At 45.9% G+C, this 19,994-nt stretch carries 11 protein-coding genes; 7 read left to right on the top strand and 4 right to left on the bottom strand.

Annotated elements, in window-relative coordinates; genetic code table 11:
- The first annotated feature begins 94 nt into the window (after window positions 1-94).
- Window positions 95-1,165 (top strand): type IV pilus twitching motility protein PilT, encoded by a 1,071-nt coding sequence (locus RUMAL_RS12095; RefSeq protein ID WP_013499005.1) that lies wholly within the window; start codon window positions 95-97, stop codon window positions 1,163-1,165.
- Between the two features lie 140 nt (window positions 1,166-1,305).
- Here the strand turns inward: RUMAL_RS12095 and RUMAL_RS12090 are convergent, their stop codons facing one another.
- From RUMAL_RS12090 to RUMAL_RS12075, 4 genes are all read right to left on the bottom strand, one after another.
- The gene (locus RUMAL_RS12090) at window positions 1,306-1,869 is read right to left on the bottom strand and encodes a hypothetical protein (protein ID WP_013499004.1); all 564 of its coding nucleotides are present in this window, start codon (window positions 1,867-1,869) and stop codon (window positions 1,306-1,308) included.
- Window positions 1,870-2,024: 155 nt separating this feature from the next.
- The gene (locus RUMAL_RS12085; RefSeq protein WP_013499003.1) at window positions 2,025-4,262 is read right to left on the bottom strand and encodes a DNA gyrase/topoisomerase IV subunit A; all 2,238 of its coding nucleotides are present in this window, start codon (window positions 4,260-4,262) and stop codon (window positions 2,025-2,027) included.
- A gap of 82 nt (window positions 4,263-4,344) precedes the next feature.
- Window positions 4,345-4,815, bottom strand: coding sequence for a hypothetical protein (locus RUMAL_RS12080; RefSeq protein ID WP_013499002.1), 471 nt, complete (start codon window positions 4,813-4,815; stop codon window positions 4,345-4,347).
- A 163-nt stretch (window positions 4,816-4,978) separates the two neighbouring features.
- Entirely contained in the window at window positions 4,979-6,964 is a 1,986-nt protein-coding gene (locus tag RUMAL_RS12075) for a DNA gyrase/topoisomerase IV subunit B (protein ID WP_013499001.1), read from the bottom strand.
- Between the two features lie 282 nt (window positions 6,965-7,246).
- Between RUMAL_RS12075 and RUMAL_RS12070 the strand changes: the two genes are divergently transcribed.
- The 6 genes from RUMAL_RS12070 (at window position 7,247) to carB (ending at window position 19,893) form a co-directional block, all read left to right on the top strand.
- Window positions 7,247-7,738, top strand: a complete 492-nt coding sequence (locus tag RUMAL_RS12070) for an SMI1/KNR4 family protein (protein WP_013499000.1) — start codon at window positions 7,247-7,249, stop codon at window positions 7,736-7,738.
- Window positions 7,739-7,777: 39 nt separating this feature from the next.
- Window positions 7,778-9,280 carry a dockerin type I repeat-containing protein gene (locus RUMAL_RS12065; RefSeq protein WP_013498999.1) on the top strand — a complete coding sequence of 501 codons (1,503 nt, stop codon included), beginning with the start codon at window positions 7,778-7,780 and terminating at the stop codon, window positions 9,278-9,280.
- Between the two features lie 247 nt (window positions 9,281-9,527).
- Entirely contained in the window at window positions 9,528-12,938 is a 3,411-nt protein-coding gene (locus tag RUMAL_RS12060) for a transporter substrate-binding domain-containing protein (RefSeq protein ID WP_013498998.1), read from the top strand.
- 6 nt (window positions 12,939-12,944) lie between these two features.
- Window positions 12,945-14,498, top strand: a complete 1,554-nt coding sequence (locus RUMAL_RS12055; protein WP_013498997.1) for a PAS domain-containing protein — start codon at window positions 12,945-12,947, stop codon at window positions 14,496-14,498.
- Between the two features lie 210 nt (window positions 14,499-14,708).
- Window positions 14,709-15,821, top strand: coding sequence for a carbamoyl phosphate synthase small subunit (locus RUMAL_RS12050; RefSeq protein WP_037303577.1), 1,113 nt, complete (start codon window positions 14,709-14,711; stop codon window positions 15,819-15,821).
- A gap of 16 nt (window positions 15,822-15,837) precedes the next feature.
- Window positions 15,838-19,893, top strand: a complete 4,056-nt coding sequence (carB, locus tag RUMAL_RS12045) for a carbamoyl-phosphate synthase large subunit (protein ID WP_013498995.1) — start codon at window positions 15,838-15,840, stop codon at window positions 19,891-19,893.
- Window positions 19,894-19,994 lie beyond the last annotated feature (101 nt).

The raw sequence follows: 19,994 nt of genomic DNA, 5'->3' as shown, positions 1-19,994 counted from the left end.
TTAGGTGGCTGTTGGGGTGTCGCGTCAGCATACTATCCAAAAAATCAGACGTTTAACAGCCAGCTATAAATATATTGTTTGGAGGTATAAACAAATGGCAATTGATATTAACAAGATACTGGACGAATCCAGAGCGCTGGGCTGCTCGGACTTGCATTTTACAGTTGGTATCCCCCCTATCGTAAGACAGGGCGGTAACCTGAGAAAACTGTCCAGCTATCCTGATATGACTGAGATCGAAATACTCAGAGTATGTGAGGATATGTGTAACGACAGACAGAGACAGCAGATCAAGGATAAGATCGATACCGACTTTACCTATGTATCCAGCAGAGGCTTCCGTCACAGAGTTAACGTTTACCATCAGAGAGGCAATACGGCTATCGCTATCCGTTTGCTGAGAAACGATATACCTACTCTTACCGATCTGGATCTGCCTCCCGTACTGGCTGAATTCGTTATGCGTCCCCGTGGTCTTGTACTTGTAACAGGTCCTACCGGTTCAGGTAAGTCTACCACACTGGCAGCTATGATCGACCACGTTAATATCCATAAGTCTTCACATATCATCACTGTTGAGGATCCTATCGAGTATCTGCACTCCCACAAGAGATGTATGATCAACCAGAGAGAGATCGGACCCGATGTTCCCAGCTTCTCCATGGCGCTGAGAGCTGCCCTCCGTGAGGACCCTGATATCATACTCGTCGGAGAAATGCGTGACTTCGAGACTATCGAAGCTGCCGTAACCGCCGCAGAAACAGGTCACCTGGTTATGTCCACACTTCATACCACTGATGCGGCTTCCACCATCGACCGTATCATCGACGTATTCCCTGCACACCAGCAGCACCAGATCAGAACTCAGCTGGCGTCTGTACTTGTTGGTATCTGTACTCAGACTCTTTGCCGTACATTTGACGGTACAAGCCGTGTAGCTTGCTGTGAGATCCTGAACGCTACCGACTCCATCAAGGCTATGATCCGTGACGATAAGGTTCACCTCATCGGTTCTGCTATGCAGACAGGTAAGGCTGTCGGAATGCAGACTATGGATCAGGAGCTTGCTAAGCTGGTCAGAAACAGAACTATCTCCAAGGAGGTCGCTCTCGAAAAGTGCGTAAACGCAAACGACCTCAACAGATACATCAATCAGAATATCTAAGCATTTATGGGCTGTACTTCGGTACAGCCCTTTTTTTGATCTCCGGTGAGGTATATTTTTACACATAAAGAAAGAGCGTGGACATTTATGTGTCCACGCTCTAAAACAATTATCAAAAGAAAATGTTGACATCATATATATTAACCTGCACTATATTCTTCTTTGACAAAATACCAATTTTCATCAATTGGTTTTGATTTAGCAATATCTTTGTTCAGGTTTTCAACAGGCAAAACAGAATATACCAATTCATCAGTATTGATCACTATATCTTCTCCATTTCTATAACTGGAATCAGTAATATGTATCTCCATTCTTATGACCCGATCCTGATCAAAAAAAACTTTGAAATACATTTTTTCCGAGTTATCGATAGTATCTAATGCAAGTTTCAAGTCATTGTATATGTTTTCATCTATTGGGACCTTATGCACAAGATCTTTACGCATTATGGTATCTGACTGTTCTTTTTCAGGATCCCAGCCTATTTCAATTCTGGAAACATCATCATCAAGACTATTATGATAATCGCTTAAGTCATCAATGAGTTTTACATACAATTCGTTGTTGTTATTGTAACTCCTGATCATTTTCTGCTCTGTTGAAGTGTAATATAAAATAAATTTAGCAATGCTTACAACCAGAACAATAGCTGCAAGTATTATTATAATTTTTTTCTTTTTACTAACTGTTTTTATAGTCATCAAAACCTCTTTTGATCTACATTATATCATTATCTTTATCTATTGTAAAACCTGTAATATCCGAAAAGGACTTCTTAAATATAATTCGGCATGTCAGTGTACGCAAAATGGCATTCTTGCGCCCCTGCCAACAATTATGAATTATGAATTGTGAATTAAAACGACAGTTGATCAGGGTCTTCAAGATCCTTTGCCAGGCAGCCTGCTACGGGTATAGTCTTGCTGCGGAACTTGGAAAGGTTTTCTGCTTCTTCGTCAGATACGATGTATGCCTTTTCGACCTTTGCATTCTTGGCTTTAAGGGTCATGACCTGTACGCCCTGAGTGTTTCTTGTGGTCTTGGGCAGCAGGAGAGCTGTATCAAAAAGCAGTGCTCTGCCGTTGGTAGTTCGCAGCATTACCTGTGCGTTATCGGTGAGCTTCAGTATAGCCACGAGGGGGGATTTGTCGCTGTAAGCATTTGCCAGCTTTTTACGGTTTGTCTTGGTAGCATAGGAATCCAGTGGTACCTTTGCAGCCTTGCCGTTTTCAAATACAAACAGCAGACAGCCCGAATAATCCATAGTTTCTACCATGGTGTGGAAGGCTTCACCGTTATCAAAGCCCAGTACAGCAGGGATATAGTCGCCAAGGTCGCTTGCCTTGGTGTTGCCGAAACGGCTCGCCTTGGATTTGTAAACGCTCGCCTTATCGGAGAAGAACAGCAGCTCGGCACGATTGGATGACTCTGTCTCCGACATCATGCGATCGCCTTCTTTGAGCTTCTGATCGCTTGCCATACGCAGGGACTGCATAGTACACTTCTTGAAATATCCGCTCTCGGATATAAACAGCTTGCAGGGGTAATCCTCGATCTCCTCTTCCTCCTCGACTTCCTCGATGTCGCTCTGATAGAAGAACTGAGTTTTCCTTTCCTGACCGTAGTTCTTTATAACGTCTTTCAGTTCCCTGATTATGATATCCTTGATCTTCTTCTCGCTGCCCAGTACATCCTCCAGTTCAGCGATCTCCTTTTCAAGCTTTTCAGTCTCGGAGGTACGCTTGAGGATATACTCGCGGTTCAGGTGGCGCAGCTTTATCTCAGCTACATAGTCAGCCTGTATCTCGTCGATGCCGAAGCCTATCATCAGGTTGGGGATAACTTCGCTTTCTTCTTCGGTCTCGCGGATTATGCGTATCGCTTTGTCGATATCCAGCAGTATCTTGCCCAGACCTTTCAGCAGGTGCAGCTTGTCCTTCTTCTTTTTAAGATCATATTCAACACGTCTGCGCACGCAGTCAACGCGGAAACGTGTCCATTCGTCCAGAATTTCGTACACACCCATTACCTTTGGGTAGCCGTGTACAAGTATATTGAAATTGCATGAATAGGTATCCTGCAGGGGAGTCAGCTTGTAAAGCTTCTGCATCAGCTTGTCGGGGTCAACGCCCTTTTTGATATCGATACCTATCTGCAGACCGTCAAGGTCTGTCTCATCGCGGATATAGGATATCTCTTTGATCTTTCCTGCTTTTACCAGTGCGATTATCTTTTCGATTATCGCTTCAATGGTGGTGGTGGCAGGTATCTCGGTTATCTCTATGCAGCGCTCCTCTTTATTGAAGCGGTACTTTGCACGCAGTTTTACAGAACCTCTGCCTGTGCGGTATATCTTTTCAAGCTCAGCTTCATCGTAAAGCAGATATCCGCCCCCGGGGAAATCGGGACCTTTCAGGGTATCCAGTGCATTGGCATCCTTGTTTTTAATAAGTGCTATGGCAGTTTCGCATACCTCTGCCAGATTGAAGGGACATACTGATGAAGCCATAGATACGCCGATACCGACATTTGCATTTACCAGTATGGTCGGGAAGGTGGCAGGGAAGAGTGTCGGCTCGGTCATGGTATTATCGTAGTTCGGAACGAAGTCAACAGTTTCCTTGTCGATATCCCTGAAAAGCTCCTCGCATATCGGTTCAAGCTTAGCCTCGGTATAACGTGATGCAGCGTAAGCCATATCTCTTGAATATGACTTACCGAAGTTTCCCTTTGACTGCACATAGGGGTGCAGCAGTGCTTCGTTGCCGCGGGAAAGTCTTACCAGCGTTTCATAGATAGCACCGTCGCCGTGAGGGTTGAGCTTCATGGTAGCACCGACTATATTGGCGCACTTGGTCAGCTTGCCCTTTATAAGTCCCATGAGGTACATGGTGTACAAAAGCTTTCTGTGAGAGGGCTTGAAGCCGTCTATCTCGGGGAAAGCACGGGATACTATAACGCTCATGGCGTAGGGCATATAGTTCTTTTCAAGTGTCTGGGTTATCTTTTCCTCAGCTACAAGACCTGCGCCTTCAATGTAAGCATCTATCTTAGGTGCAGCAGCCTTTTTCGGCTCTGCTTTCTTTTTTGCCATTTATAAACTTTCCTTTCGTTAACTTGTATTGGTGTCCGCACTGCGGTAAATGATCTATAAGATTTCAGAGAGTATACTATATTTACCAGTCTTCATGTTTGTCTGACGGTAAAGTCTGCTTGACCATAATATCACATTGTTTTTCTGATCGTCTGAGCGAGGCTATATACAGAATTACGGATATGACAGAGAGTATCAAGCCCATCTTTGTCAAAAGATAGCCGTGGGCTTTTTCGGGTATATTGTCATCGGTTAGACCGGAGATAACATAATTCATTGGATCGTTCGGGTCGTATTTTATAGAGAACGTTTCTCCTGTCTCCATAGATCCGTACGTACTGAACCTGATAATGTATTTAGTACCTGCCATAAAATATGCTGTTATCTCGGATTCACCATCATCATTGGGGCCCTGAACTTTGGTAACAGTGGCGTCGGTCTCAACTGTACATTTCCTGATCTGTTTTTCACGATTATTTGCACCAAAAGTAGAAATGAATATGCCTGTAAACATGATCAGAAGTGAGATGATCAGAAATACTTTTTGTTTCATAGCACTTCCCCTTCATTAAACTTGTATTGGTAACAGCTCAGTGGTATCACCTTTCAGCGAACGTCTGAGGTGAAAATCTCTCACTTCAAACCGCGGCACAAAATGATTTGTTAAATGAAAACTCAGCCGCGTATAATGCCTGTCAATAATTATGAATTGTGAATTATGATATATCTGCCATTTCCAGATACTCGGCACCGTTGTTGGTGATGAATTCCTTACGTCCTGCCAGGTCGTCGCCCAGCAGCATATTGAACATCCAGCTGGTCATATCCATATCATCGGGATTTACCTTGATAAGGCGGCGTGTTTCGGGATTCATGGTAGTAAGGCTCATCATGTCGGCTTCGTTCTCACCAAGACCCTTCGAGCGCTGTATGGTGAAACTCTTATCACCTATCATTTTGAGTATCTTGTCTTTTTCGGGCTCGTCGTAGGCGAAGTAGGTCTTGTCCTTAGTGGTTATCTCAAACAGGGGAGATTCCGCGATATACACATAGCCCTTCTCGATGAGGGTAGGTGTCAGGCGGTAAAGCATTGTGAGTATCAGCGTCCTTATCTGGAAGCCGTCCACGTCCGCATCGGTACATATGACTATCTTGTTCCATCTCAGGTTATCAAGGTTGAAAGCGGAGAGATCCTTTTTCTTGCCTGTGTTTACTTCAACTCCGCAGCCCAGTACCTTTATAAGGTCGGTGATTATCTCGTTCTTGAATATCTTGTCGTAATCGGCTTTAAGACAGTTGAGTATCTTGCCTCGTACAGGTATTACTGCCTGGAATTCAGCGTCCCTCGCCAGTTTAACAGAACCCAGCGCCGAGTCACCCTCCACGATGTAAAGCTCACGTCTGCTCAGATCCTTTGAACGGCAGTCAACGAACTTCTGCACCTGATTTGAAAGGTCGATAGTGCCCTGCAGTTTCTTCTTTATGTTCAGCCTCGAAGTTTCAGCACTTTCACGGCTGCGCTTGTTTACAAGTACCTGTTCGGCTATTTTCAGGGCTTCATCGGGATTCTCTATGAAGTATACCTCAAGGTTGTGCTTTAAGAACTCCGTCATGCACTCCTTGATGAACTTGTTGGTGATAGCCTTCTTGGTCTGGTTAGCGTATGAGGTCTGCGTGGAGAATGAGCTTGACACCAGCACCAGACAGTCGGCAACGTCCTGGAATGTAACGGGCTTTTCATTCTTATTGTACTTATTATTGGACTTCAGATAAGCGTTTATCTGTGAAACGAAAGCGCTCCTTACAGCGTCATCTGGTGAGCCGCCGTGGGAGAGAAAACTGGAATTGTGGAAGTATTCCAGCGTCTGCACCTTGTTGGAGAATACGAATGCCACGCCCAGCTTGACCTTGTATTCGGGCTTGTCAGCACGGTCACGTCCCTTGCGGTCACCTGAGAAATGCTGCACATTGGTGAGGGTATCCTCGCCTGCTATTTCCTTGACGTAGTCAGCGATACCGTTCTCGTAATAATAGGTTATCTCCTCAAAGGACATATTCTCACGCTGTACTCTGAGTATAAAGGTAACACCGGGGTTGACCACAGCCTGTTTCTTCATTATGTCCTCAAAGTACTCCTTCTCGATGCTTATCTCGGTGAATACATCGAGGTCGGGCTTCCAGCGGGTGCGTGTACCTGTCTTTTTGGAGGAATATTCTTCCTTTTTAAGACCGCCTACGTTGTCACCCTTTTCAAAGTGAAGGTTGTATTTAAATCCGTCACGTATTACCTCTACATCCATATATTCAGAGGAATACTGTGTAGCGCAGGCACCCAGTCCGTTAAGACCCAGTGCGTACTCATAGTTATCGCCTGAGTTATTGTTGTACTTTCCGCCAGCGTAAAGCTCGCAGTAAACAAGCTCCCAGTTATAGCGCTTTTCGCGTTGGTTGTAGTCAACGGGACAGCCTCGTCCGAAATCCTGCACTTCAATGGAATCATCAAAATACTTTGTAACGATTATCTTGTCGCCGTGACCCTCACGGGCTTCGTCTATTGAGTTTGATATTATCTCAAACACCGAATGCTTACATCCGCTAAGTCCGTCAGAACCGAACATTACAGCCGGGCGCAGACGTACTCTGTCCTTGCCCTTCAGCAGTGTAATGTCTTCATTGCCGTAATCCTGCTTCTTTTCAGCCATTTCAAAACCTCACCTGATATCATAAGCACTCCCGTAAAAGAGGGAGAACACTTGTTCTTTTGATTTACAAACAAAATCATTATACCACATCAAGGTTTGATTTGTAAAGGGGGTGACGAAAAAAATTTACTAAATATCGGATATCATGGGATTTTACAGCATGGTTTTTCCATTTTCTGAGAAAAGTGGGAGTATGGTGGCCGGAGCTGATTGACAAAAGCAAAAAATAGTGATATTATTAAATAGTAAGTTTTGTTATCAAAACAACGAGGAGAGTATTATATGTATATTCCAGATATACCGAATAATAATTTAAAGCCTCAATTAGAGGAACTAGTGTACATAGCAAGCAAAATAGATACAGAAGTTAGTGAAGATGATAAATATAGTTTAATATTTTATTTTAATGCATCTGCAACAGAAGAAGAAATAAAAAATTTGGAAAAGGAAATAGATACATCTTTGCCAATTGGGTATAAAGAATTCTTGTTTTTTTCTAATGGTGCGCAACTATGTGGGCATTATGCCGAGTTTTCTAATACCGCAAGAGTAGCAAAAATTAATAAACTAAAAAAAACACCGGATTTCCCTGAGGACTATATTATTATTGCTAAGATAATAGGTGATGGTGAAATCCTGTGCTTTTCAAAGGAAACAGGAAAAATTATAAGGTATTATGATGGCAGAGAAATCACATTCGATGATTTTTATTTGGCTTTTAGATGGCTTTTGGAGCTTATCAGGAATTCAGCTGAGGAATACGTTGATTTATAATCGAATGAATAAAATATTTGAATTAAGGAGAAATATTATATGATGAGCAGAAAAAAGATCACGGCTTTTGCTGCGGCATTTATCATGCTGCTGGAGGCTGTGCCGTTATCGGCTTATGCGAATACGACCGAGAAGGTGACGAACGTAAGGCTAAACAAGCCCTACATAGGTCTGAGAGCGGTCAAGGGCGATGATACCGACATAAGCAATATGAAGTTCGCACTCAAAAACTCAAAGGGTGAAGTTATAGCCAGGTTCACGGGTTCAGACGGCAGTGTGGTTACCTACGGTAATGCCTGTGACCTTACAGGCATTACAAATGCGACAAGTTTCAATCAGAAGAAACTTCCTCTCGATAAGATAATGGATAAGTTCTATCCCGAAAGCTTCAAGTGCACTTCACCCAGCAAGGTCACGAAAAACGGTGCGCAGTATCATATAGACCCTGAGGAGGGCTGTTATCTTAGTCCTGCGGACGTGCTTGTTATGGATTATACCGATCAGACGAAATTCAAGGTGGTGGACAGGATGACAGTCCCTGCCAATACTATCATAGCAGATACTGCCAAAACGTTCAAGAACACCAATAACAAATATGAGTATTTTTATCTTGATCCTGCATCATCGTACTCACAGAATACGCCCCTCACACCGAAGAACGCCTTTTATCCCCTTGAACACGCAGGAGAGAAGGTAGCGCTTTCGGCTAGTACAGGTAAGTACAGCATAACCTACTCAGGTGTTACAGGCGGTGAAAGCTGCGAGGTGTTTGACAGCAAGGTGACATACACTAAGGTGAAGATGAAGTTCAATGACGCTTTTCCCGGTATAGCTGACAGTGATCTTATCATAACGGATAATGCGGGACTCAGCAGCGATCCCGTCATAGTAAAATATGATCTTCGCGGCAGCTGCGACCGCGGGAATGGTTATTATGCACAGGTATCCAATATATGCTGCAGCGGTTCTGTGATCTCAGTCGTCACACCTGATGAAAACGGCTATGTGGAGTTCTGGGTCAGGGATGATAAGCTTGAAGCGGTATTCAGCTATACCTTATCGTTCAGACTCAAACTGAACGGTGAGATAACCTCCGGTGCAGGCGGCGGAGGCAGGTACTATGCATCACTTCCCAGGGTGGCTGAGAAGATAAACGTGCTTATGAGTTTCCCGAAGACCGGCTACTGCATCGGCGGTCTTGTTCCTGACAAGTACACTGTTGTTATAGATGACCGCATCGACAGCAGAGATTATCAGATATCAGGCAATCAGATCAATGTGACTGATTCAAAAGTTCTGCAGACGGCTGATATAAAGATATCCAAAAAGCCTTTGCTGCTCGGTGACTGCAACCGTGACGGCACTATCAACGTTACGGATATCGCCATAATCGCGGCACACGTTAAGAGTGTAAAAAAGCTTGACGGCAGAGGACCCCTCACAGCAGATGTAAACAGTTCGGGCGCTATCAACATCACTGATATCTCCGTAATATCCGCACACGTCAAGGCAAAGAAATTCATTCCCAAAAAGTGGATATGATACCTAAAAGCAGGGCATTTGATCATGTCCTGCTTTTTTATTAGCATCAGCGGTCATATATTATTTTAGTTAATTCGTTGAAATTAATAGATATTTTAATTATTTTTTCAAAAAAGCTTGTACAATTCATATAATTGTGTTATAATGATAGTAATAATGGAAGTCAGGTCAACTGACGGAGATGACCGAGAAATATACCGATAAGGTCACAGGATAAATATACTATGCATAAAAGGGGGCTTGTGGAGTGAAGTCTTCAGGTATCATAAAACGGATAATAACAGTTTTACTGACGACAGTGATATTTTCCGGTATACTTATGCCGACAGGGGTATCAGCTGATAAAAATGAACAGAGGGTAGTACGTGTCGGCTGGTTCGATTCCTCCTTTTGTTACTTCGACAAATTCGGAAGGCGCTGCGGCGTTGACTATGAGTATCACCAGAAGATATCTGCGTACACAGGCTGGACTTATGAATATGTTGAGGGCGGCTGGTCAGAGCTTCTGCAGATGCTGAAGGACGGGGATATAGACCTGCTCAGCGATGTTTCATACACGCCCGAACGTGAGGAGTTCATGTATTTCTCAGAGCTGCCCATGGGCACTGAGGCATACTATATTTATATAGATGCAGAAAACAGAGAGATCACAGGTGATGATCTTTCCACCTTTAACGGAAAGCGGATCGGTGTTAACAAGGAAAGCTATCAGGAAACCCTGTTGAAGGAATGGGTGGAAAAGAACGGCTTATCCGTTGAGATAGTTGAGCTGACAGGCAGCGAGGAAAGATCGGTGAATATGGTCTGCAACAAGGAGATAGACGGATTTGCTTCCATATATTCTACCGAGGACGAGAATAAGATCATACCGGTCAGCCGTATAGGCGGTTCGGACTACTACTATGCTGTCAGCAGGAAAAGCCCCGGGCTGATAGATGAGTTAAACAAGGCGATGTATGAGATACATGATGAGGATCCGTATTTCAATGAAAAAATATCCAGGCAGCGTATATATTACAACAATAAGGATTCGATATTAAAGCCCGATCAGGAGGACTGGCTGGCAGAACACGGTGAGATCAGGGTAGGCTACAGAGCGAATTATCTGCCCTTCTGCAGTACAGATGAGGACAGCGGAGAGCTTACAGGTGCGCTGAAGGACTATCTGGCTCATGCAAAAAACAGGCTGGGCTGTCAGGATCTTCAGTTCACCACCATACCCTTCGATTCGACCGAGGAGGCTCTTGAAGCGCTTGATAAAGGTGAGATAGACTGTGTTTTCCCTGTATATATGAGTACCTATGAAGCTGCACAAAGAGGAATAATGCTGTCAGCGCCTGCTATGGAAACTGAGATAAATGCCATTATGCGCATTTCTGACCGCCGTTCACTTTCTGATGAGAGCAGTATCACCTTTGCAGTAAATGCTGATATGCTCAATATCGAAAGCTTCATAAAGGATCATTATCCCGAATCTGACAGAAAGCCCTACAAGGGATTGCATGCGTGCTATAAAGCTGTTGCGGAGGGCGAAGCTGACTGCGTACTTGTGAGCAATTACAGGATAAGTGCTGTTGAAGAAGAATTAAAGAAAAATAAGCTGTTCACTGTACCTGCAGGTGAAACGCTGACGTTCTCCTTTGCTGTGAAGAAGTCTGACCGTGTACTCTACACCATACTGAACAAAACAGTGCTCATGACCCAGCACAGCGATATGGGTGCTGCACTGGCTTCGTATATGTTTGAGGAACAAAAGGTATCCTTCATGCAGTTCCTTAAAGACAACTGGCTGATAGTCGTGGCAGTGCTGACGGTCATGTTTGCGGTCATACTTTTCCTGCTGACACAGAAGCTGCGTGCGGAACGTCTGGCGAACAATCAGAAGCGTCTGCTGGAGGAGGCGGCACAGGTGGCGGAGCTTCAGCAGACCATAACCTCGCTGCTGGATAATATACCGGGTATATATCTTACCAAGGATGCTAACACGGGTGAATACCTTGCCTGCAACCAGACCTTTGCAAACTATGTACACAAGAAGGATCCATCAGAGGTCATAGGTCTTACTTCCTCTGATCTTTTCGACGAGGAAAGAGCAAAGCGCTTCATGGAGGATGACAAGATAGCCCTTTCTATGGATGAACCGCTGATATTGTATGATGATATGGAAGACTCCTTCGGGAACATGAGGAGCGTAAAGAATATCAAGGTGAAATATACTGATGCAAACGGCAGGCTGTGTCTGCTGGGAATAGTACAGGACGTTTCCGACAGTATACGCATATCACGAAATAAAGTATCGACAAAGGAATCCTACGAAAAAGCCCGCGGCAGAGGTCTGATATTCACACATATAGCACAGACTCTTTCTCAGGGGTATATGTATCTGTTCTATGTTGATATCAATACCGAAGAGTATATCGAGTACAACACCTATAACGGCGGCGATGTGCTTTCAGATGCTGTACACGGGTGGCATTTCTTTGAGGAATGCTATGATGCAGCTGTGGAGATGGTATATCCCGAGGACCGCGATCTGGTCATCAGGGCGGTGGAACGCAAAACGATGATGAAAGCCCTGGAACAGAATAACATATTCACAATGACGTACCGCCTTATCAGGGACGGGGTGCCTGTATATGTTACCATGAAGGTAACACGTATGAAGGATGATGACCGTTTTATAATAATGAGCGTGACCAATGTCGATGAGCAGATGAAGGAGCGTCAGGCTGCACAGCGTATGCAGGAGGAGCAGACCGCATACAGCAGGATAAGTGCCCTGGCAGGTGATTATCTGAGTATATACATAGTTGTGCCCGAGACAGGCAGGTACCGTGAATACAGTTCCGAAGCAGGATTTGATTCAATGGGTATGCCTTCTGAGGGTGATAACTTCTTCTCAGATCTCAGGGAAAAGTCGATCCATGTGGTCTACCGTGAGGATCAGAACAGGGTGTTCACAGCCCTTACTATGGAAAATGCTCTGGAGGAAGTGGAGCGCAACGGTATATTTACCCTGAGCTACCGTCTTATGATAAATGATGAACCGCGCTATGTACAGCTGAAAGCTGCCATAGTCGAGGAAACTGACGGCAGAAGGCTCGTAGTCGGTGTCAACGATATCGACTCTCAGGTGCGTCAGGAGGAAGAGTACAGCAGACGTCTTGCACAGGCCAGGATAGAGGCAAATATAGATGCGCTGACAGGCATAAAGAACAGGAATGCCTACCGTGTATACGAAGAACGTCTGAATGCACAGATCGAAATGGACCGCGCACCGGAATTTGCCATAGTCATACTTGATGTCAACGATCTTAAAAAGGTAAACGACAATGAGGGTCACAAGGCGGGCGACCAGTACCTGAGAGATGCCTGCAAGATCATCTGCACCACCTTCAAGCGAAGCCCCGTATTCCGTGTGGGCGGTGATGAATTCGCTGTGCTTTCACAGGGAGATGATTATGCCAGGATAGATGAACTTATAAAAGTGATGAATGACCATAACGAAGAAGCTATTGAAAACGGCGGTATCGTAATAGCACTGGGTATGGCATACTACAATAGCGATTCAAAGGTATCCCAGGTTTACGAACGTGCTGATATGAGAATGTATGAAAACAAGAGTTATCTGAAAGATAAAAGGAAACTGAGAGGATAAGAAGATATGTATTATTCCGCGATCGGTCTGCTGGCAGTCCTGGTGCTGTGCATAGTCAATCTGGATATACTGCGTGATCCGAGAGTATACGATAAGCCTGCATGGTACGTATACAGGCGGTTCCTGTTTGCTGTGCTGGTATATTATGTAACGGATATACTCTGGGGCATACTTGATTACAAAAAGCTGTCAGGGGCGCTTTTTGTTGATACTACCGTGTATTTCATAGCTATGGCGGCAGGACTGACATTCTGGGCTGAATATACTGTCGCCTACCTGCACGAGAATAGCCGTTTCGGACGGTTCCTCGTTCATACAGGACGTATACTTGCAGGGCTGATACTGGCTGTGACCATAGTAAACATATTCACACCGGTGCTGTTCACAGTTGATAGCGAATGTACCTACATAGCACTTCCTGTGCGATATGTACTTCTTGTCAGCCAGATAGTATTTCTATTGATAATATCCCTCCATGCCTTGTCTTCAATGATAAGCAGCGGAGCGGATTCGGAGAACCGTGTGCGTTTTCGCATACTGGCATCCTTCGGTATGATAATGGCGTGCTGTCTTTTTGTACAGCTGCTGTTCCCGCTGCTTCCCGTATATTCCATAGCTTATATGCTCGGCACCTGCCTGCTGCACTCATTCGTTGCTAATGATGAGAAGGAGGAATACAAGAGGGGCATGGAAGAGGCAGAAAAGATATCGGAGCTGAAGGACAGATTTTTCTCACTCCTTGATAATATGCCCGGCATGACCTTCACAAAGGATGCCGAAACAGGGAAGTACCTTGCCTGCAATAAAGCTTTTGCCGACTATGCTCACAAAAGCTCAACAGACCTTGTGATAGGGCTTACGGATGCACAGATATTTGATGCACAGACAGCCGAATATTTTGTTGAAACTGATAAATTAGCCCTCTCCATGAGCAAGCCTTATATATACTATGAAGATGTTCCCGATGCGCTGGGAAATCCCAGGCAGCTGCAGACCACGAAGCTGAAATACAAGGACACTCAGGGCAGATACTGTGTGCTGGGTATGTGTCAGGATATCACAGACCTTGTGAGTATACGCCACGAGCAGGCTATGACTAAGGAAGCCTACGAAAAAGCAGTCAGCACAGGGCTTATGTATAATCGTATCGCCCAGACGCTGGCGAGGGATTATGAAAAAATATTCTATATAGATACAGACAGCGAGGAGTTCAGGGAGTATGTGAAAAGAGAAGGTGACAGCACGCTTTCCGAGGTGCGTCACGGCTGGCATTTCTTCAGCGACTGCAAAGCAGAACTCAGCGAGGATGTATGCCCTGATGACAGAGATGCTTTTCTTACAGCCCTCAACCGCAAAAAGCTGATGAAGGAACTCAGCCTGAGGCAGACCTTTACCTTCACCTATCGCCGCCTGATACAGGACAGACCTGTGTATTTCAGCATGAAGATATCACGCATGGCGAAGGACGAGCATTTCATCGTGATAGGCTTTATGGATATCGACCAGCTGACCCGTGAGGCTAAAGCGAGGAGCGGGAAGCTTTCGGATACGCAGGCATAGCTTTGTATCACTGTGTGGATGAGGTATAGAGAAATACGATATTCAGATGCAGTAGTGTGGTTCTCGTCGGATAATATCCGATAGGACCACACAGCTTTTTGCGTACCCATGCGATGGCATTTTCTTCAAAGATAATTAAAAGCGTGTTTCTATTTTTTGTAATAATTGCCCTTTACAAATAAGTCGGGATATGCTATAATATCTTGAAGAATGTTCAAAGGAGGATTTAAAGTGCAGAAGGCATATCTTATTCTTGAAAACGGCACTGTATTTGAGGGTAAAAGCTTTGGCGCAAGTGGTGAAGCTGTCGGGGAGATAGTGTTTACTACCGCTATGACGGGCTATCTTGAGACCCTTACCGATCCCAGCTATTACGGACAGATCGTTGTACAGACTTTCCCGCTGATCGGCAATTACGGCGTTATCCCACAGGATTTTGAAAGCAGCCGTCCCCATGTAAAAGCATATATCGTAAGACAATGGTGTCAAGAGCCCAGCAACTTCCGCTGCGAGGGTGATCTTGACATTTTTTTGCGTGAAAACGGCATAGTAGGGTTATACGGCATCGACACCAGACACCTGACACGTATAGTAAGGGAACATGGTGTAATGAACGGTAAGATAGTTACATCCACCGACGGCACAGTGCCCGAGGAGGTAAAGAACTATAAGATAATCGACGCGGTGAAGAATACCACCTGCGATAAGGAAGAAACTTTCTCTCCGGAGGGTGAGGCTAAGCGCAGAGTTGTGCTTTACGACTTCGGTGCAAAGGCTAATATATGCCGCTGTCTGGTAAACAGGGGCTGCGAGGTAACGGTAGTGCCTGCGTACACCGGGATAGACAGGATAAAAGAACTTGCTCCCGACGGCATAATGCTGTCAAACGGCCCCGGAGATCCTGCGGAGAACGTTGAGATCATAGAGGAGCTCAGAAAGATAAGCGCACTGAAGATACCCACCTTCGGTATATGCCTTGGTCACCAGCTGCTGGCACTTGCACACGGCGCTAAGACCGAGAAACTGAAGTACGGTCACAGAGGTGCAAACCAGCCATGTAAGGAAGTTGATACCGGCAGGGTATATATCACCTCACAGAACCACGGCTACGCTGTTATAAGCGATTCACTGCCCGCAGGCGCAAAGGAGAGCTTTGTGAATGCAAACGACAATACCTGCGAGGGCGTGCGCTATACCGATGAACCTGCATTCTCGGTGCAGTTCCACCCCGAGGCTTGCGGAGGTCCCCTTGATACGGGCTTCCTGTTCGACCGCTTCTGCGAGTTGATGGACGAGTACAAAAATTCTCCCGATACCAAGTAAGAAAGGATAGATAAAAATGCCTTTGAATAATGAGATACGCCGCGTACTGGTCATAGGCTCGGGCCCTATCGTTATAGGACAGGCAGCCGAGTTCGACTATGCAGGCACACAGGCTTGCCGTGCGCTGAAGCAGCAGGGTCTTGAGGTAATACTGATAAACTCCAACCCCGCTACCATAATGACCGACAACGCAATGGCGGATAAGATATATATAGAACCCCTTACCCTTGAAACAGTAAAGAGGGTAATAATAAAGGAAAGACCCGACAGCCTGCTTTCCACACTGGGCGGACAGACAGGTCTGACACTTTCCATGCAGCTGGCAAAGGAAGGCTTCCTTGATGAATACAACGTAAAGCTGCTGGGCGCTAATCCCGAAACTATCGACAAGGCTGAGGACAGACAGCTGTTCAAGGATACTATGGAATCCATAGGTCAGCCCTGCATACCCTCAAAGGTAGTTAATACCGTTGAAGATGCTGTTGCATTCTCCAAGGAGGAGGGCATAGGCTTCCCGCTTATCATCAGACCCGCATTCACACTGGGCGGCACAGGCGGCGGTATCGTTAATAATGAAGAAGAACTCATCGAGATAACCAGAAACGGTCTGTACCTCTCGCCTATCACTCAGGTACTGGTAGAGAAGTGCATCGCAGGCTGGAAAGAGATCGAGTTTGAAGTTATGCGTGACTCCAAGGGCAACGTTATAACAGTATGTTCTATGGAGAACTTCGACCCTGTCGGCGTACACACAGGTGACTCCATAGTTATAGCCCCTGCTGTTACCCTTGCTGATAAGGAATATCAGATGCTGCGTTCCGCTGCACTGAAGATAATCGACACACTGAAAGTTGAGGGCGGCTGTAACTGTCAGTTCGCACTGAACCCCGAGACCTTCGAGTATGCTGTAATAGAAGTTAACCCCAGAGTTTCACGTTCTTCCGCACTGGCTTCAAAGGCTACTGGTTACCCCATAGCAAAGGTTGCAGCGCAGATAGCAATAGGTTATACTCTGGACGAGATAAAGAACGCCGTAACAGGCAAGACCTATGCCTGCTTCGAGCCTGCACTGGACTACGTTGTAGTTAAGCTGCCAAAGTGGCCTTTCGATAAGTTCGTATACGCTAAGCGTGAACTGGGCACACAGATGAAGGCTACAGGCGAAGTAATGGCTATCGGTACTACATTCGAGCAGGCTATAATGAAGGCTGTACGCGGTGCCGAGATAGGTCACGACTGCCTTATCTCGCCCAAGATGCTGGAGCTTGATGATGAAACTATCAAGGCAAGGCTCCATGAGCCCAGCGACGAGAGAATGTTCGTGGTATACGAGGCTCTCCGCCGCGGTGTGAGCGTTGATGAGATACACTCCATAACCATGATAGACGAGTGGTTCCTCAACAAGCTCTGCAAGCTGATAGATATGGAAAAAGAACTGGCTAAGGGAAATGTATCCAAGTATACATACCTTGAAGCCAAGCGCATGGGCTATCCCGATAAGGTCATCGAGCGCATATCGGGCGAAAAGATAAATGAACCCGCACACGCAGTATTCAAGATGGTCGATACCTGTGCTGCCGAGTTCGCTGCAAATACCCCTTACTTCTACTCCACCTACGATGATGAGGACGAGGCTGCCGAGTTCATCGCTGAGCAGAAGCAGAAGAAGGATACTGTAATAGTTTTCGGTTCGGGTCCTATACGTATCGGTCAGGGCATCGAGTTCGACTACGCTTCCGTACACTGCGTATGGGCGCTGAAAGAACACGGCTATGACGTAGTTATCGTAAACAATAACCCCGAGACTGTTTCCACCGACTTCGATACAGCTGACAGACTGTACTTCGAGCCGCTGACCAACGAGGACGTTATGAACATCATCCGCGTTGAGAAGCCTGTGGGCGTAGTGGTAGCCTTCGGCGGACAGACCGCTATCAAGCTCACAAAGTATCTGAGCGAGAACGGTGTCAAGATACTGGGTACACCTCCCGATTCCATAGATGCCGCAGAGGACAGAGAGCGTTTTGATGAACTGCTGGAAGACCTGCACATCAAGCGTCCCGAGGGCTTCACAGTAATGACCTGTGAGGAAGCACTGGACGTTGCCGATAAGATAGGCTACCCTGTGCTCATGCGTCCTTCCTACGTGCTGGGCGGTCAGAACATGATAATCGCCTTCAACGAGGCTGATATCAAGGAGTATATGGCTATCATACTCGACCAGGGCATCGAGAACCCCGTACTTATAGATAAGTACCTCATGGGTATCGAGCTTGAGATAGATGCTATATGCGACGGTGAGGAGATACTTATCCCCGGCATTATGGAGCATATCGAGAGAACAGGTATACACTCGGGCGACTCCATAGCAGTATACCCTGCATGGAACGTATCTGACAGACTTATAGACAAGGTAGTTGACTGCTCAAAGCGTCTGGCACTGTCACTGAAGACCAAGGGTCTTGTAAATATCCAGTACCTCATCTATGATGACGAGCTGTATGTTATCGAAGTAAACCCACGTTCTTCCAGAACCATTCCTTATATCTCCAAGGTTACGGGTGTACCTATGGTAGACCTCGCAACAAAGGCTATGCTTGGCGAAAAGCTCCGCGATATGGGCTATGGTGTAGGTCTGCACCCCAATTCGCCTTATGTTGCAGTAAAGGTGCCTGTATTCAGCTTTGAAAAGCTCATAGGCGTTGATAACCACCTTGGACCTGAGATGAAGTCTACAGGTGAGGTACTGGCAGTATCAAGCTCACTGGAAGAATCCCTGTACAAGGGTCTGACTGCTGCAGGCTACAAGCTGGAGCAGAAGGGCGGCGTATTCATAACTGTACGTGATTCCGATAAGAAGGAGATACCTCAGACAGCTAAGATGTTCGCTGACCTGGGATTCAAGATATATGCTACCGAGGGTACTGCAAGAGTACTGCATGACCACGGCATCAAGGCTGAGGCTGTAAAGAAGATACACGAGAGCGACGAGAACACCCTTACACTCATCGAGAGCGGCAAGGTAAACTACGTTATCTCCACATCTTCAAAGGGTCGTATACCTTCCCGTGATTCGGTTAAGATAAGAAGAAAGACAGTCGAGTGGAACATACCCTGCCTGACTTCTATAGATACTGCAAACGCTATCGCTTCCTCCATCAGGAGCAAGTACAACGAGAGCAACACCGAGATAGTTGATATAAACAATATGCGCCGCGAAAAGACCACTCTGCACTTCACCAAGATGCACGGCTGCGGCAACGACTACGTTTACTTCAACTGCTTCGACCGTATGATAGATAACCCCGAGGGCTTTGCGCTGAACCTTTCCGACAGACATTTCGGTATCGGCGGCGACGGTGTTATACTGGTATGCCGTTCCAAGGTGGCTGACGGACGTATGAGGATGTTCAACCTCGACGGTTCTGAGGGCAAGATGTGCGGCAACGGTATCAGATGCGTGGCTAAGTTCATGCGTGATAATGGTCTGGTAGACCGCGATCTCATGACCATTGAAACACTGTCGGGCATCATCAAGGTCAAGCTCAGCAGACATTACGGCGAGGTCAACGGTGCTACTGTTGATATGGGCGCTGCTATCCTTGACCCTGTGAAGATACCCTGCACACTGCCTGCTGACGAGAACGGCATGGTAGTCAACAGAGAAGTTGATATAGCAGGGGAGAAGCACAACGTTACCTGCGTATCTATGGGCAACCCTCACTGCATCGTCTTTATGAATAATATCGACGATATGGAGATAGAGAAGATAGGTCCTAAGTTTGAGCATGACCCAATATTCCCCGAGAGAGTCAACACCGAGTTCATCAAGGTGATAGACAGCCATACCCTGAAAATGCGTGTATGGGAGAGAGGTTCGGGCGAGACATTTGCCTGCGGCACAGGTGCTTGTGCGGCTGTAGTAGCAGCAGTGCTCAACGGCTATTGTCCCAAGGACGAGGAAGTAACAGTAATGCTCCGCGGCGGCAACCTGACTATACGCTACACTGATGAAACAGTTTACATGACAGGTGAAGCAGTTACTGTATTCGAGGGCGATATCAGAGTATAAGCCCCTCTATATACAGCGATTTTGTGCCAAAAGTTGTACGTTTTTGTACAACTTTTGCAGAAATATGTCCGAGTTAAAACAAAAATCATTTGTTTGTACAA

This window comes from Ruminococcus albus 7 = DSM 20455, from assembly GCF_000179635.2.
In the GTDB taxonomy this organism is placed as follows: Bacteria; Bacillota; Clostridia; order Oscillospirales; family Ruminococcaceae; genus Hominimerdicola; species Hominimerdicola alba.
This window is presented reverse-complemented; position numbering and strand designations above follow the sequence as displayed.